The 13462-nt window shown below is 62.2% G+C and carries 14 protein-coding genes; 7 read left to right on the top strand and 7 right to left on the bottom strand.

Annotated features, from left to right (window positions below; genetic code table 11):
• Positions 1 to 104 precede the first annotated feature (104 nt).
• Genes hisN through CTR53_RS09945 form a run of 4 tightly spaced genes read left to right on the top strand, consistent with a single transcriptional unit; the run spans position 105 to position 4909 of the window.
• On the top strand, positions 105 to 911 hold the full coding sequence (gene hisN / locus CTR53_RS09930; RefSeq protein ID WP_290812221.1) for a histidinol-phosphatase: 807 nt from the start codon (positions 105 to 107) through the stop codon (positions 909 to 911).
• A gap of 31 nt (positions 912 to 942) precedes the next feature.
• On the top strand, positions 943 to 2310 hold the full coding sequence (locus CTR53_RS09935; RefSeq protein ID WP_290812224.1) for a glutamine synthetase: 1368 nt from the start codon (positions 943 to 945) through the stop codon (positions 2308 to 2310).
• A gap of 12 nt (positions 2311 to 2322) precedes the next feature.
• On the top strand, positions 2323 to 3714 hold the full coding sequence (locus CTR53_RS09940; protein WP_290812227.1) for an aldehyde dehydrogenase family protein: 1392 nt from the start codon (positions 2323 to 2325) through the stop codon (positions 3712 to 3714).
• A 22-nt stretch (positions 3715 to 3736) separates the two neighbouring features.
• Positions 3737 to 4909, top strand: coding sequence for an iron-containing alcohol dehydrogenase (locus tag CTR53_RS09945; RefSeq protein WP_290812230.1), 1173 nt, complete (start codon positions 3737 to 3739; stop codon positions 4907 to 4909).
• A gap of 209 nt (positions 4910 to 5118) precedes the next feature.
• Here the strand turns inward: CTR53_RS09945 and CTR53_RS09950 are convergent, their stop codons facing one another.
• A complete protein-coding gene (locus CTR53_RS09950) occupies positions 5119 to 6648 on the bottom strand; it encodes a UxaA family hydrolase (RefSeq protein WP_290812233.1) in 1530 nt (509 codons plus the stop codon).
• 43 nt (positions 6649 to 6691) lie between these two features.
• Positions 6692 to 7864, bottom strand: coding sequence for a fumarylacetoacetate hydrolase family protein (locus CTR53_RS09955; protein ID WP_290812236.1), 1173 nt, complete (start codon positions 7862 to 7864; stop codon positions 6692 to 6694).
• Between the two features lie 164 nt (positions 7865 to 8028).
• Here CTR53_RS09955 and CTR53_RS09960 point away from each other — a divergent pair, with 164 nt between their 5' ends.
• Positions 8029 to 8772: a hypothetical protein gene (locus CTR53_RS09960; protein WP_290812239.1), complete on the top strand. Its 744-nt coding sequence runs from the start codon at positions 8029 to 8031 to the stop codon at positions 8770 to 8772.
• Positions 8773 to 8792: 20 nt separating this feature from the next.
• Here CTR53_RS09960 and CTR53_RS09965 read toward each other — a convergent pair whose 3' ends face one another.
• From CTR53_RS09965 to CTR53_RS09985, 5 genes are all read right to left on the bottom strand, one after another.
• The gene (locus tag CTR53_RS09965; RefSeq protein ID WP_290812242.1) at positions 8793 to 9308 is read right to left on the bottom strand and encodes a hypothetical protein; all 516 of its coding nucleotides are present in this window, start codon (positions 9306 to 9308) and stop codon (positions 8793 to 8795) included.
• 62 nt (positions 9309 to 9370) lie between these two features.
• Positions 9371 to 9820, bottom strand: coding sequence for a hypothetical protein (locus CTR53_RS09970; RefSeq protein ID WP_290812245.1), 450 nt, complete (start codon positions 9818 to 9820; stop codon positions 9371 to 9373).
• Between the two features lie 79 nt (positions 9821 to 9899).
• Positions 9900 to 10190 carry a YciI family protein gene (locus CTR53_RS09975; RefSeq protein ID WP_290812248.1) on the bottom strand — a complete coding sequence of 97 codons (291 nt, stop codon included), beginning with the start codon at positions 10188 to 10190 and terminating at the stop codon, positions 9900 to 9902.
• A complete protein-coding gene (locus tag CTR53_RS09980) occupies positions 10190 to 10777 on the bottom strand; it encodes a malonic semialdehyde reductase (RefSeq protein ID WP_290812251.1) in 588 nt (195 codons plus the stop codon). The genes CTR53_RS09975 and CTR53_RS09980 overlap by 1 nt, the downstream gene beginning before the upstream one ends.
• 29 nt (positions 10778 to 10806) lie before the next feature.
• Positions 10807 to 11520, bottom strand: coding sequence for a GntR family transcriptional regulator (locus tag CTR53_RS09985; protein ID WP_290812254.1), 714 nt, complete (start codon positions 11518 to 11520; stop codon positions 10807 to 10809).
• Between the two features lie 94 nt (positions 11521 to 11614).
• Between CTR53_RS09985 and CTR53_RS09990 the strand changes: the two genes are divergently transcribed.
• Together CTR53_RS09990 and CTR53_RS09995 are read left to right on the top strand one after the other, a co-directional pair.
• Positions 11615 to 12571, top strand: coding sequence for a VOC family protein (locus CTR53_RS09990; protein ID WP_290812258.1), 957 nt, complete (start codon positions 11615 to 11617; stop codon positions 12569 to 12571).
• Positions 12572 to 12606: 35 nt separating this feature from the next.
• Positions 12607 to 13458: a fumarylacetoacetate hydrolase family protein gene (locus CTR53_RS09995; RefSeq protein ID WP_290812261.1), complete on the top strand. Its 852-nt coding sequence runs from the start codon at positions 12607 to 12609 to the stop codon at positions 13456 to 13458.
• Positions 13459 to 13462 lie beyond the last annotated feature (4 nt).

Below are 13462 nucleotides of genomic sequence, written 5' to 3' on the forward strand. Positions count from 1 at the left end.
CGGCCGGCATCCGGACCCTGTATCCGGGCGACCATGCGGAATTGTTGCAGACCCCCGTAAAGCCGTCTATAAAAAATTACACAGAAATCCACAAATGCCCAAAAATGCAACAGTCGCCTGTCGCTTCAGCATCGGCCAGCAGCATTCTCCAGATTCACCTGGCCACGGCGCGCGACCTGGTGGCGACGGCCCGGCCGATCGCGCGGCGCTATTTCCGTCAGCGGCTTACGGTAGAACGCAAGGCCGACGCGAGCCCGGTCACCGTTGCTGACCGCGGCATCGAAGCCGAGCTGCGTGCGATCCTGACCGCCCGGCATCCCGAACATGCCATTTTCGGCGAAGAACAGGGCGCGGAGCGTCTGGGAGCGCGGTTCACCTGGGTGATCGACCCGATCGACGGTACAAAGAGTTTCGTCACCGGCATGCCGCTGTTCGGCACACTCATTGCCTTGCTGGAGAACGGCCGGCCGCAGCTTGGCCTGATCGACATGCCAATGCTTGATGAGCTGTGGATCGGCGAGGCCGGTCAGGGTACCCGCCTGAATGGCCAGCCCTGCCGCACCAGCGGCTGCAGCGATCCGGCAACAGCCACGCTGTATGCGACCTCGCCGGACATGTTTACTGGCACGGAGCTTGCGTCTTTCGAGCGGCTGAGCGGCCAGGTCGCCCTGCGGCGGTTCGGTGGCGACTGCTACGCCTATGCCCTGCTGGCGGCCGGACATATCGATCTGGTGGTGGAGGTGGGGCTGCAGCCTTACGATTACCTGCCGCTGGTGCCGGTGATCGAAGGCGCCGGCGGCGTCATTACCGACTGGAACGGCCAGCCGCTTGGCCTGGGAGCGGATGGTCGCGTGGTGGCGGCAGCCACTCCGGCGCTGCACCGCTGGGCATTGGGCACACTGCTGGGATGAACAGGGCGATGGACGGGGGCAGGGAATGGCGATGAAACCCAGACAGGTCAAGACGGCGGCCGACGCCCGCCGCATCCTGACCGAACGCAAGATCGACCGGGTCAAGGTCGGCGCCTTCGATATCGACGGCATCCTGCGCGGCAAATACATCTCGGCCGAGAAATTCCTTTCCGCGCTCGACAGCGGTTTCGGCTTCTGCGACGTGGTGCTGGGCTGGGACTCCAACGACCAGCTTTACGACAATGTGAAATACACCGGCTGGCACACTGCTTATCCCGACGCGCCGGTCCGCGTGCTGCCCGAAACCTGCCGCGAGATTCCCTGGGAGCCGGAGACGCTGTTCTTCCTGGGCGAATTCTCGCCGCCGGCGGAAACCGTCTGCCCGCGCGCCGTGTTGCGCCGCGTGCTGCAGCGCGCCGACAAGCTGGGTTACAAGGTGCTCAGCGCCTGCGAATTCGAGTTCTTCGTTTTCAACGAAACGCCACACAGTATCCGTGAGAAGGGCTATCGCAAGCTGCAGCCGATCACGCCGGGCTTTTTCGGCTATTCGGTGCTGCGCAACTCGGTCGAGTCCGACCTGTATCACGAGCTGATCGATCTCGGCCTCAAGATGGATTTCCCGCTCGAAGGGCTGCACACGGAAACCGGCGCCGGCGTGCTGGAAGCCGCCATCACCGTGGACGAGGCGCTGGCATCGGCCGACAAGGCAGCGCTGTTCAAGACTTTCACCAAAGCGGCGCTGCAGCGCCGTGGCCTGATGGCCACTTTCATGGCGAAATGGTCGCATGACTGGCCGGGCCAGAGCGGCCATATCCATGTCTCGCTCAAGAAGAAGGACGGCAAACCGGCCTTCCATGATGCGAAGAAGCCGCATGCAATCTCCGACACCATGCGGCATTTCATTGGCGGACAGCAGGCGATGCTGCCGGAATTTCTCGCTATGGTCGCCTGCACGGTGAACAGCTACACCCGGCTGATTCCCGGCTTCTGGGCGCCGACGCAGGCCTCATGGGGTGTGGAGAACCGCACCACGGCGCTACGTGCCATTCCCGGCTCGCCGAAGTCGCAGCGCGTCGAGTTCCGCATCGCGGCGGCCGATATCAATCCCTATGTCGCGATGGCGGCGGCCATCGGTGCAGGCCTGTGGGGCGTCGAAAACAAGATCGAGCCGACCGCGCCGATCCAGGGCAATGCCTATGAGAAGGAGCTGCCGGCGAAATACCAGTTGCCGCGCACGCTGTCGGAGGCTGCCGCGCGGCTGAATGCCAGCAAGCCGGCGCGCGATCTGTTCGGCGATGCCTTCGTCGAGCATTACGCCGCGACGCGCGACTGGGAAGAGCGCGAATACCGCAAGGCGATCACCGACTGGCAAATGGCCCGTTATTTCGAAATCATCTGAGGTCTGTCGTTCATGTCCGCTTCGTTTCAATGCATCAGCCCGGTCGACGGTCGCGTTTATGTCGAGCGCCCGCTTGCCAATGCTTCCGCCATCGAAGCCGCGCTGGCGAAATCGGTTGCTGCCGGTGCCGGCTGGCGCGCCACACCGCTGGATGAACGGCGGGCCGTCCTGACCCGCGCTGTCGAGGTCTTCATTGCGAAGGGCGTCGAGATCGCGCAGGAACTGACCTGGCAGATGGGCCGGCCGTCCGGCCAGACGCCGGGCGAGGTGCGCGGCTTTGCCGACCGCGCCACGCACATGATCGCCATCGCGCCCGATGCGCTGGCCGATCTGCAGCCGGCGGCAAAGGACGGCTTCCGCCGCTTCATCCGCCGCGAGCCGCATGGCGTCGTCTTCGTCATCGCGCCGTGGAATTATCCCTATCTCACCTCGGTCAATGCCGTGATCCCGGCGCTGCTGGCTGGCAATACCGTGCTGCTGAAACATTCACACCAGACGCCGCTCTGTGCCGAACGCTATGCCGAAGCCTTCCGCGAGGCCGGGCTGCCCGAAGGCGTATTCCAGTTCCTGCACATGACCCATGCCGATACCGAAACGGCGATGCGTGATGCGCGCGTCGGTTATGTCGCTTTCACCGGATCGGTTGCTGGCGGTCGCGCCGTGCAGCATGCGCTGAGCGACCGCTTCATTGGTGCCGGCCTGGAACTGGGTGGCAAGGATCCGGCTTATGTGCGCGCCGATGCCGATCTGGCCCATGCGGTGGAGAATCTGGTCGATGGCGCGTTTTTCAATTCCGGCCAGTCGTGTTGCGGTATCGAACGCATCTATGTGCATGACTCGCTGTATGACCGGTTTGTGGATGGTTTCGTCGCGCTGACGAAGCAGTACAGGCTGGGTGATCCAACCAGGGCAGACACCAATCTCGGGCCCATGGTGCGCGGTCAGGCTGCCGATTTCGTGCGCGGCCAGATCGCCGAGGCCGTGCAGCAGGGCGCCAGGGCGCTGATCGCGCCACAGGATTTCGCAGCCGACCAGAAAGCCTCGCCCTATCTGGCGCCGCAGGTGCTGGTCGATGTCAGCCACAAGATGCGGATCATGAGCGAGGAAACCTTCGGTCCCGCCATCGGCATCATGAAAGTGTCGGGCGACGACGAGGCGATCCGGCTGATGAATGACAGCGAATATGGTCTGACGGCTGCGCTGTGGACCCGGGATGCCGACACGGCCGCCAGACTGGGTGCGCAGCTGGAAACCGGCACCGTGTTCATGAACCGCTGCGATTATCTCGATCCGGCACTGGCCTGGACCGGGGTGAAGAATTCCGGCCGCGGCTGCACGCTGTCGAGTGTCGGATTCGAGCAGCTGACCCGGCCGAAATCCTTCCATCTGCGTGTTGCCACGTAATTCTTTTTCGGAGTTTTTGACGATGTCCGCCCCTGTTCTGACCGGCAAATGGAATTACCCGACCACGATCTGGAGTGGCCCCGGCCGCATCGCTGAACTGCCGCAGGCCTGCCGCTCGCTCGGCATGAAGAAGCCGCTACTGATCACCGATCAGGGTTTGGCCGGGTCCGCGATGGTGAAGGCCTGCATCGAACGCAACGCTGCGGCGGGCCTGCCCACCGGGCTGTTTGCCGGCGTGAAAGGCAATCCGACCGGCGCGAATGTCGAGGCCGGCGTTGCCGCCTACAAGGCTGGCGGACATGATGGCGTGATCGCCTTTGGCGGCGGCAGCGGTATCGACGCCGCCAAGGCGGTGGCGCTGATGGCGGGACAGACCCGGCCGCTGTGGGATTTCGAGGATGTCGGCGACAATTCCGACCGCGTGAATGTTGCCGGCATGGCGCCGGTGGTGGCCGTGCCCACCACGTCGGGCACCGGGTCGGAAGTCGGCCGCGCCTCGGTGATCACCAACGAGGACAGCCACGAGAAAAAGATCATCTTCCATCCCCGCATGCTGCCGGCGCTGGTGATTGCCGATCCGGAGCTCACCGTCGGCCTGCCGCCGCATATCACGGCGGCCACCGGCGTCGACGCCTTCGTGCATTGCTTTGAAGCCTATTGCGCGCCGGGCTTCCATCCGATGGCGGACGGCATCGCGCTGGAGGGCATGCGCCTGATCAAGCAGTATCTGCCGCGCGCCTATCGCGACGGCACGGATATCGAGGCGCGCTCGCGCATGCTGGCGGCGGCGTCCATGGGCGCGGTGGCCTTCCAGAAGGGCCTGGGCGGCGTGCATGCGCTGGCGCATCCGATCGGCGCCGTTTACGACACCCATCACGGCCTGACCAATGCCGTGCTGCTGCCCTATCTGATGCGGCACAACCGCGCCGCCATTGCCGAGCGCATGAGGCTGCTGGCCCAGGTGCTCGATCTGCCGCAACAGACCTTCGAGGCCGTCTTCGACTGGGTGCTGGCATTCCGCAAGGAGCTCGGCATTCCCAACAGCCTGGCCGATATCCGCGTGCCGGTGGACCGCGCCGCCGAGATCGGTCGCATGGCCGAACAGGATCCCTCGGCGGGCGGTAATCCGATTCCGGTGAATGCCGCCGCACTGGAGGCGGTGTTCCGCAAGGCGGTGGCGGGCGATCTGGCCTAAAGAATCTGTCGCGGCAGCGTTTCGTATCCTAGTCATAATCGACAAATTGGACTGGCGTTGTCGTACTGCCGCTGCGCAATCCCGCTGTCACCCGTACATAGGGCGTGGTCTCATGTTGCGGCGTACGCCATCGCTTGTGGCCGACGCGCTACTCAGCCCGATCCGACGTCATGTCAAACTAAACTGAGATCTGGCGCCAGCCTGGTTTCCTACATCGTCGCGCCAATTTGCCATGGCACGAATTCGGCATCGCCGAAGCCGAGTTCCTCGCTCTTCGACGGATTGCCTGAAGCGACATCAACGATCTTGTCGAAAATGCGCTGACCCATCTCAGGCACGCTAATGCCTTCGTCCAGCACCGCGCCGCAGTTGATGTCCATGTCATCTTCCATACGGCGATACATGGTCGAATTGGTGGCGAGCTTGATCGAGGGGACCGGTTTGGCGCCGAACACCGAGCCGCGTCCGGTGGTGAAGCAGATGATATTGCCACCGCCGGCGATCTGCCCGGTGGCCGAGCAGGGATCGTAACCGGGCGTATCCATGAAGACGAAGCCCTTGGTGTCGACCGGTTCGGCATATTTGTAGACGCCGCGCAGGTTGGTCGTACCGCCCTTGGCGGCGGCGCCGAGCGACTTTTCCAAAATGGTGGTCAGACCACCCTTCTTGTTGCCGGGCGAGGGGTTGTTATCCATCGAGCCGCCATTGCGCTCGCAATAACCTTCCCACCAGCGGATGCGCTCGATCAGTTTCTCGCCGATGGCACGATTTTCGGCACGCCGGGTCAGCAGATGTTCGGCGCCGTAGATTTCCGGTGTTTCGCTCAGGATCGCCGTGCCGCCATGCCGTACCAGCAGGTCGGCTGCCGCGCCAAGTGCCGGATTGGCGGTGATACCCGAATAGCCGTCCGAGCCGCCGCATTGCAGGCAGAGCGTCAGATGCGAGGCTGGTACGGTGGTGCGTTTCAGCGCATTGGCAGCCGGCAGCATTTCCTTCAGTTGGGCGACGCCACGTTCCACTGTCTTGCGAGTGCCGCCGGTATCCTGGATGGTCATGCTCTGCAGGCGCGGGCTGTGTTTCAGTCCCTGCGCCTCCATCATGAAATCGATCTGCGCCACTTCGCAGCCCAGACCCAGCATCAGTACGCCAGCGAAATTCACATGCTGGGCATAGCCCCACAGCGTGCGCTGCAGGTTGCCATAGCCTTCGCCGGTGTCGGCCATACCGCAGCCGGTGCCATGTACGATGGCGACCACGCCATCCACATTGGGGTAATCCTTCAGCGCATCGCCCTTGAAAGCATCGGCGATATAGCGTGCCACGGTGGCGGAGCAGTTCACGCTGGTAATCACGCCGAGATAATTGCGGGTGCCGGCTTTGCCGTTCTCGCGCATGTAGCCCTGGAAGGTCGCGCGCTCGGCTTCGGGGATGAACAGGGTCGGCCGCATGTCGGCGCCGAAAGCGTAGTCACGCTCGAAATCGCCGATCGCCATGTTGTGGCTGTGCACATGCTGGCCCGGTTCGATGGCCTGCGAAGCAAAACCGATGATCTGGTTGTACTTGCGTACCGGCTCGCCCTGGGCAATCGGCGCGGTCGCCACCTTGTGACCGGCGGGAATTGCGCTGCGGGCAGTGACATTGCCTCCCTCAATGCTGGCGCCGGGGAGCAGCTCGGCACGCGCCACTACCACATTGTCATTTTCATTCAGGCGGATCACCGCCGAAACCCGGTCGAGCATTGGAACCTCCCTCGATTGGGCGCAGTCTAGCGCAGTAGACTGCCTAGCGCAGCAGTCCGCGTTGGGCGAGGTTGCGCATCAGCGCGGCCGTGCCGAACTGCCATGGCGGCAGCTTGTCGCAGAAATCTACCCGGTTGATCAGAGCGCCGAGTTTTGGTGAGCGGATGGTAACCACGTCGCCGGGTTTGTGGGTGAAGCCCATGCCCGGTGCGTCGCGGTCCTGGATCGGCGCGAACATTGTGCCGGTATAGAGCATGGCGCCGTCGGGGTACTGGTGCGAATGGCCAAAGGTCTGGGCAGCGAGTTCGACCGGGTCGCGGCTGATCTTCGACAGATGCGAGGCGGCCTCAAGGCGGAAATTGTCGGTGCCGGCGATGGTCAGGCTGACTTCGGTCTTGCGCAGGTCATCAAGGCTGAAATGCGCATCGAACAGCCGGATGAAGGGCCCAATGGCACTCGACGCGTTGTTATCCTTGGCGCGGCCGAGCAGCAGCGCGCTGCGGCCTTCCACGTCGCGCAGGTTGACGTCGTTGCCCAGCGTCGCGCCCACGATCTGCCCGCGGCTGTCGATGGCCAGCACCACTTCCGGCTCGGGATTGTTCCAGGTCGAGTCAGGATGAATGCCGACACCCATGCCGGTACCGACCGAGGCCATTGGCTGGCATTTGGTGAAGACCTCGGCGTCCGGGCCGATGCCGACTTCCAGATACTGCGACCAGGCACCACGCTTCATCAGCGTTTCACGCAGGCGCATGGCTTCCGGCGAGCCAGGTTTGATACGGGAAATCTCGCCGCCGAGCGCGGTTGCGATCTCAGCACGCACGGCCTCGGCGCGGCTGGCATCGCCGCGGATCTGTTCCTCGATCACGCGCTCGATCAGGCTGTCGGCAAAGGTGACGCCGGCGGCTTTGACCGCCTGCAGGTCGCAGGGCGGCAGCAGGTACGGTGCCTGCAGTTTCAGCGTATTTGTCAGCACATGCTGCAGGCTGCCGATCACAGGCGCCTTGCCCAGCGCCACCTGTACGGCGGCTGCCGCATCCGGCCGGTCCAGCAACTCGCTCATCGTGGCGGTCAATCCGCTGAGATCGACCAGATCCTCGCCGCGCATGGCCACCACAACCGGCCCCGCCGGATTGCCCGCCACCCAGGCGCGGCCGACCAGTGTGGCGCGGTCGTGGTCCTCCGGCAGGGTCTGACGGATCAGGTTCTCTAGCATGGTATGGGGCTCCGAACGTGGGCGGATAGATAGAATCGGCAATATACAATATTGCCAGCGGAAAACGGCTGTGCACGGACCAGCTTGCAATCAGTAGTCCCATTTAAAGAAAAATGACTATCTAAGGTTACATTGGTGGCGCACACACACAAAGGAGGTTGCCGATGCGCCGTAAGATGTCCGTCGACAAATACATCAACCTGATCCTGGCATCCCTTGATGCCAGGGGGTTTTTTATCGAGCAGGATCCAGACCTTAACCGCTGGCGCCGTTGTCTTGAATCGATGCCGGGGATCGTCGGGATCAACCCCAGCTTCGATCCCGCGCACCATGATTTCGAGGTCGGCGGTCCACAATACTGGCTGCGGCTTTCCACCATCCCGAATCATCCCGCCCATCAGATGCGCAAAACCAGCGAAATAGCAGCTGTGATTGCTTTCCGGCTGATCGATACCGGAAAGGGGGGCTGGACCGAACTGCTGCGCAGCGGCCGGTTGTTCTCCGACCGCTTTCCGCCGCTCGGCACGCCCAAAATCCTGCAGCCGCGTGACTGCAACTGGACAGGCAGGATCGGCCATCATGGCGGTCTGGTCGTTGGCGAAGCCTATCGCCGCCAGCGGCTGGCTTATCTGCTGACACATCTGATCCGCGCGGTCAGCGTCAAGCGCTATGACGTCGACCATCATTGCGGTCTGGTCTACGAAAATCTCTATCGCAGCGGTATTCCACTCAGAGCCGATGGTTATGGCTATGCGCGGGCAGATCTGGCGATGGACGGCTTTATCGGCGCAGTCGGCCGTTCAGCGCGGATGTACACCACGCAGATTGATCGCGCCGGCATGCTGGCCCAGATCGAAAATGGCCCGCTGATGGAACTGCTCGAACCTGAAGTCGAGATGGCTGCGTAATTACGGCCATATAGCATCGGTCAGTGCGAAACGGTCGCGAGCGCCACTCCCGGCGTGAGCGGCCGTATCAGCGTCGCCACGCGTGAGACATGGCCGTTCGCGTCGAAGAACGGGAACATGGCACGCTGATAGACGCGGATGCTCATCGCCACCTGGAAACACGCCGGTAGCCTTTCGGCGACGACGGCGGCGTAGGTCTGTTCGGCGGCAATGCGTGCAGGTGCCTGGCGAATGGCACCGAGGCAGAGATTGCTGACATCGTCGCCATCCAGCACGAAGGGATGATGATCGAAATCGATGATGCGCCAGGCCAGCACATGTTGCGGCGTGGTGTCGATCACATGCGCCGGATCCGGGGCGAACAGGTGCCGCATGGCGGTTACGAAGGGTAGTGTGGCCGCCTCGCTGTTATCGCGGCACCAGACCGCTTCGGCCAGGCTGAACTTGCCGTCGCGGACCTGAATCTGGGCGAGCGGAATGCGGTCGATCCGCACCAGGGCATGCTCGCTCGGAATGAACAGGGGTTCCGCAGACATGCAGCCAGTTTGCGAGTGATCCGAAAAAAAGACAACCGATAATACATAATGAGGCTGCTCAGCTAGCGTTTCCGACGCATCCGCTCGGCCAGAATCCGGGCCCGGGCCAGGGCGGCCTCGCTGCTGGAGCCCCCTGTTGGCTGAGCCGGGGCGTCGGCCTGCCGCTCCACATAATATTGTATGAGCGTATTCCGTTGGCGTGCGGTGAGTTTGATACCGAGCCGTTCGGCCTCGTTCAAGGCGTAAAGATCGGCTTCGGCGAAGCGGATGGCCTGTTCGTCGCGGCGCTGCAGACCGCGCGTGATCGTCGCGATGTAGCGACTGTCCTCATCCGATAGCGGCGCTATTTCATCTTCGGCTTTCGCCAGGGCATCAAGGCAGGCGTTGCGCTCTTCAGGAACCGCAGCCACGAAGAGTTCAAGCAACTGCACTGCCTGCTCCAGCAGCAGGGCATCTTGCGGCAGGCTGAGAACCAGCCGGCCATCCTGAACCTGCGCTTTTACGGGTGGCATGCGTTATTTACCCTGCATCCAGATCAAGCCGAGGGCGCAGGGTGCTGGACGTGCTACGGCACGTCAATGAGTTTTGGACTCAGTCGCGCCGGTCGACCCGTTTCAGGAAGCGGTGGATGCGGATTTCCGCCCAGATTCCGGCGCGGTGGAAGGGATCGGCGGCATTAAAGGCTTCCACCGCCGCCTTGGTGTCGGCTTCGATCAGGAACAGACTGCCGATCATTGTCTCGCCGTCGTCCGACATCAGCGGACCGGAAACCAGGATGCGCACTGGCGCAGCGCTCAAATATGCCTTGTGCGCCTCATAATGCTCCAGGCGGCGCGGCAGCGCGTCCGGAGCATCGAGACAATGAACGATGAAATGCGGCATTATAGAAGCGTGCAGGCGCGCTCGAAGGCATGGCGCGGTTGCCGCCCCATCAGCTTGGATGTGTCGCCGTAGCCGATATTGCACAGGAAATCGGTCTGGCAGCGGCCATCGGGGAGGAATTCGGCATTCACCTTGGCGACATCGAAACCGCTCATCGGGCCGCAATCGAGTCCGATGGCACGGGCGGCGATCATCAGATAAGCGCCCTGGAGAGTCGCATTGCGCACGGCGGTTGCCTGCGCCATCGGCGCGTTGTTGGCGAAGGTGTCGCGTGCCGTTGGGTTGTGCCATATCTCGGGCATGTACTCAAAGAACTGCATGTCGCGCGCCACGATGGCGGTCACCGGTGCCGCCATGGTCTTGTCCAGATTGCCCGGCGACAGGGCAGGGGCCAGACGCTGCTTGGCTTCCTTGCTGCGCAGGAAGATCACGCGCATCGGCTGCGTGTTCATCGATGTCGCACCCATCTTGGCGATGTCGTAAAGCTCGCGCAGCTGTTCGTCGGACACGGGCTTGTCGAGCCAGCCGTTCTGTGTGCGGGCATCGAAGAAGAGCTGCTTGAGGGCATCAGCGGAAATCTTGGTCATGTTTTTTGCTTTTTACTTGAGAAGGGAAGTTAGAGAGCGACGGAACTGCGTACGATGGTGGCAGTCTTACGCAGGTGGGTTTCAAGTGCAGCGACGGCACGTTCGACATCGCGTTCCATCACGGCATCGAAAATCGCCTTATGTTCGGCCGGCACGTCACGGGTTCCAGTCTGCTGCGGCATCGAGACCGACATGCGGCGATAGCGTTCACTCTGTTCGTACAGCATGGCGCGCATGCGCAGCAGCCAGTCATTGCCGCAGGCACCGACCAGTTCGGCATGGAAATCGGCATGGGCACGCGACCAGGTTTCGCTCAGATGCTGGTCTTTGCCGGCATCGGTCTGGCTCAGGCGCGACAGCTTGTGCCAGCTCGCCACCAGGCGGCTTTCCCAGGCGAGGTCGCCGCGTTCGATGGAAGTGCGCAGACACAGCGCCTCGATAGCGATGCGTGCTTCGGTGATGTCAGCCAGTTCCTTCGGCGAAACCGGGCTCACCGTGTAACCGCGTTGCGGTTCAGAAACCACCAGCGCTTCCGACTGCAGCATCGACAGTGCCTCACGCACCGCGCCGAGACTGACATCCAGATCGGCTGCCAGGCCTGCGATATTCAGCTTGGTGCCGGGCAGGTGATGGCAGGACAGGATATCGGCGCGGATCTGTGTATAGGCGCGATGCGATTTCGTACCTGGACTTTCAGTCAGGACGGCAGGAACGACATCGGTGGGGCTGTGGATTATTTTCATCCGAAAAATATATTGCGATGACAGAAATCTATGTGTAAGACGAAAATATAGAAAAATCCAGACCCTTACAAGGGCGGTTTTGGAGGAGACAGAGATGGCAGATCCCCGGCGCCCCGGCGTCACCGCAATCCATTCCCTTGATCGTTTCGTCTTCAGTGTGCCCGACCTTGGCGTCGCGAAGCAGTATTTCACCGACTTCGGCCTTGATGTGCGACAGGTCGGCAACCGCATCGATCTTTACACCTTCGGCCATCCGCATCGCTGGGGCTCGGTCTTCGAAAGCGGCAAGCCGAAGAAGCTCGAATACCTGACGCTCGGCGTTTATGCCGAGGATTACGAGCCGCTGCGCAAGCATCTCGAAAAAATCGGTGTGAAGTTCATCGACCCGCATCCGCTGGTGGATGAGCAGGGCTTCTGGCTGCGCGATCCCGACGGCATTACGCTGCAGGTCGTTGTGGCCGAGAAGTCATCGCCCAGCGTGAAGGGTGAGACCTTCGGGCCGCTGAATATGAAGAATCCGGCGGGCACCGACATCGGCATCAATCGCCGTTCAATGCAGCCGGTCAAGCCGGTGCGTCTGACCCATGCGCTGCTGTTCTGCTCGGACGTGCCGCGCTCGCTGAAATTCTATCGCGAAGCCATGGGCATGAATCTCTCGGATCAGTCGGGCGATGGCATCGCTTTCATGCATGGCGTGCATTCCAGCGATCACCATCTGCTGGCTTTCGCCAAGTCGGATGGCCCCGGCTTGCACCACACCAGCTGGGTCGTGCGCGGTGTCGACGAAGTCGGCCTCGGCATGGAGCAGATGGTCGGCAAGGGTTACAAATACGGCTGGGGCATGGGCCGCCACGTGCTGGGCTCGAACTACTTCTACTATCAGCGCGATCCCTGGGGCAGCTTCACCGAATATTCCTACGACATCGACTTCGTCGGCCTTGATGGTTGGCCGGCGCAGGATCATCCGCCGGAGGATTCCTTCTACCTCTGGGGCCCGGCCGTGCCGGAAGACTTCATCACCAATCACGAAACCCAGGCCCATAAGGCCTGACCAGAAACCTGAGTAAAAAAGAGGACTGTCTCCCCATGCGTCTGCTCAATTACCTGAACAACGGCAAGGCTTCTCTCGGCGCCCGCGTTGGCGACAACATCGTTGACCTGAACTCGGTGGCGGCTAGCGTCGATGCGCTGCTCGCTCAGGGCGTCAGCGGTCTGGCCAAGGCCAAGGAAGTCGCCGCGAAGGGCGGCGCCTCTACGCTGCCGTTCAAGGGTGCCAAGCTACTTCCGCCGGTGCTCAATCCGTCCAAGGCGATCGCGGTCGGCCTGAATTACATCGATCATGCCGCTGAAAGTCCTTACAAGGACGCGCCGAAATATCCGGTACTGTTCCATCGCTTCCCGTCGTCCTGGGTCGCGCATGACGACGCCCTGATCAAGCCGACGGTGTCGGACCAGTTCGACTACGAGGCCGAACTGGCCGTGATCATCGGCAAGGCCGGTCGTCACATCTCGAAGGACAAGGCGCTGGAGCATGTCGTCGGTTATTCGCTGTTTAACGACGGCTCGATCCGCGACTATCAGTTCAAGTCGCACCAGTGGATGATCGGCAAGAATTTCGACAAGACCGCCTCCTTCGGCCCCGAACTCGTCACCGCTGATGAACTGCCGGCCGGTGCAGTCGGCCTGCGCATCCAGTGCCGCCTGAACGGGGAAGTGCTGCAGGATTCCAATACCGAACACATGATCTTCGACGTGGCCACGCTGGTCAGCACCTGCTCGGAAATCTTCGAACTGGTTCCGGGCGACGTGATCATCTCGGGTACGCCGGCCGGTGTCGGCTTCGCGCGCAAGCCGCAGCTTTTCATGAAGCAGGGCGATGTGGTCGAAGTGGAAGTCGAGAAGGTGGGTATTCTGCGCAACGGTATTAAGAACGAGTAAGACG

The organism is Ferrovibrio sp. (assembly GCF_002796975.1).
Lineage (GTDB): Bacteria > Pseudomonadota > Alphaproteobacteria > Ferrovibrionales > Ferrovibrionaceae > Ferrovibrio.

Excerpts from the sequence above, each read along its gene's own strand:
- hisN (WP_290812221.1), top strand. The coding sequence starts at position 105 with ATGCAACAGTCGCCTGTCGCTTCAGCATCGGCCAGCAGCATTCTCCAG.
- CTR53_RS09935 (WP_290812224.1), top strand. The coding sequence starts at position 943 with ATGAAACCCAGACAGGTCAAGACGGCGGCCGACGCCCGCCGCATCCTG.
- CTR53_RS09940 (WP_290812227.1), top strand. The coding sequence starts at position 2,323 with ATGTCCGCTTCGTTTCAATGCATCAGCCCGGTCGACGGTCGCGTTTAT.
- CTR53_RS09945 (WP_290812230.1), top strand. The coding sequence starts at position 3,737 with ATGTCCGCCCCTGTTCTGACCGGCAAATGGAATTACCCGACCACGATC.
- CTR53_RS09950 (WP_290812233.1), bottom strand. The coding sequence starts at position 6,648 with ATGCTCGACCGGGTTTCGGCGGTGATCCGCCTGAATGAAAATGACAAT.
- CTR53_RS09955 (WP_290812236.1), bottom strand. The coding sequence starts at position 7,864 with ATGCTAGAGAACCTGATCCGTCAGACCCTGCCGGAGGACCACGACCGC.
- CTR53_RS09960 (WP_290812239.1), top strand. The coding sequence starts at position 8,029 with ATGCGCCGTAAGATGTCCGTCGACAAATACATCAACCTGATCCTGGCA.
- CTR53_RS09965 (WP_290812242.1), bottom strand. The coding sequence starts at position 9,308 with ATGTCTGCGGAACCCCTGTTCATTCCGAGCGAGCATGCCCTGGTGCGG.
- CTR53_RS09970 (WP_290812245.1), bottom strand. The coding sequence starts at position 9,820 with ATGCCACCCGTAAAAGCGCAGGTTCAGGATGGCCGGCTGGTTCTCAGC.
- CTR53_RS09975 (WP_290812248.1), bottom strand. The coding sequence starts at position 10,190 with ATGCCGCATTTCATCGTTCATTGTCTCGATGCTCCGGACGCGCTGCCG.
- CTR53_RS09980 (WP_290812251.1), bottom strand. The coding sequence starts at position 10,777 with ATGACCAAGATTTCCGCTGATGCCCTCAAGCAGCTCTTCTTCGATGCC.
- CTR53_RS09985 (WP_290812254.1), bottom strand. The coding sequence starts at position 11,520 with ATGAAAATAATCCACAGCCCCACCGATGTCGTTCCTGCCGTCCTGACT.
- CTR53_RS09990 (WP_290812258.1), top strand. The coding sequence starts at position 11,615 with ATGGCAGATCCCCGGCGCCCCGGCGTCACCGCAATCCATTCCCTTGAT.
- CTR53_RS09995 (WP_290812261.1), top strand. The coding sequence starts at position 12,607 with ATGCGTCTGCTCAATTACCTGAACAACGGCAAGGCTTCTCTCGGCGCC.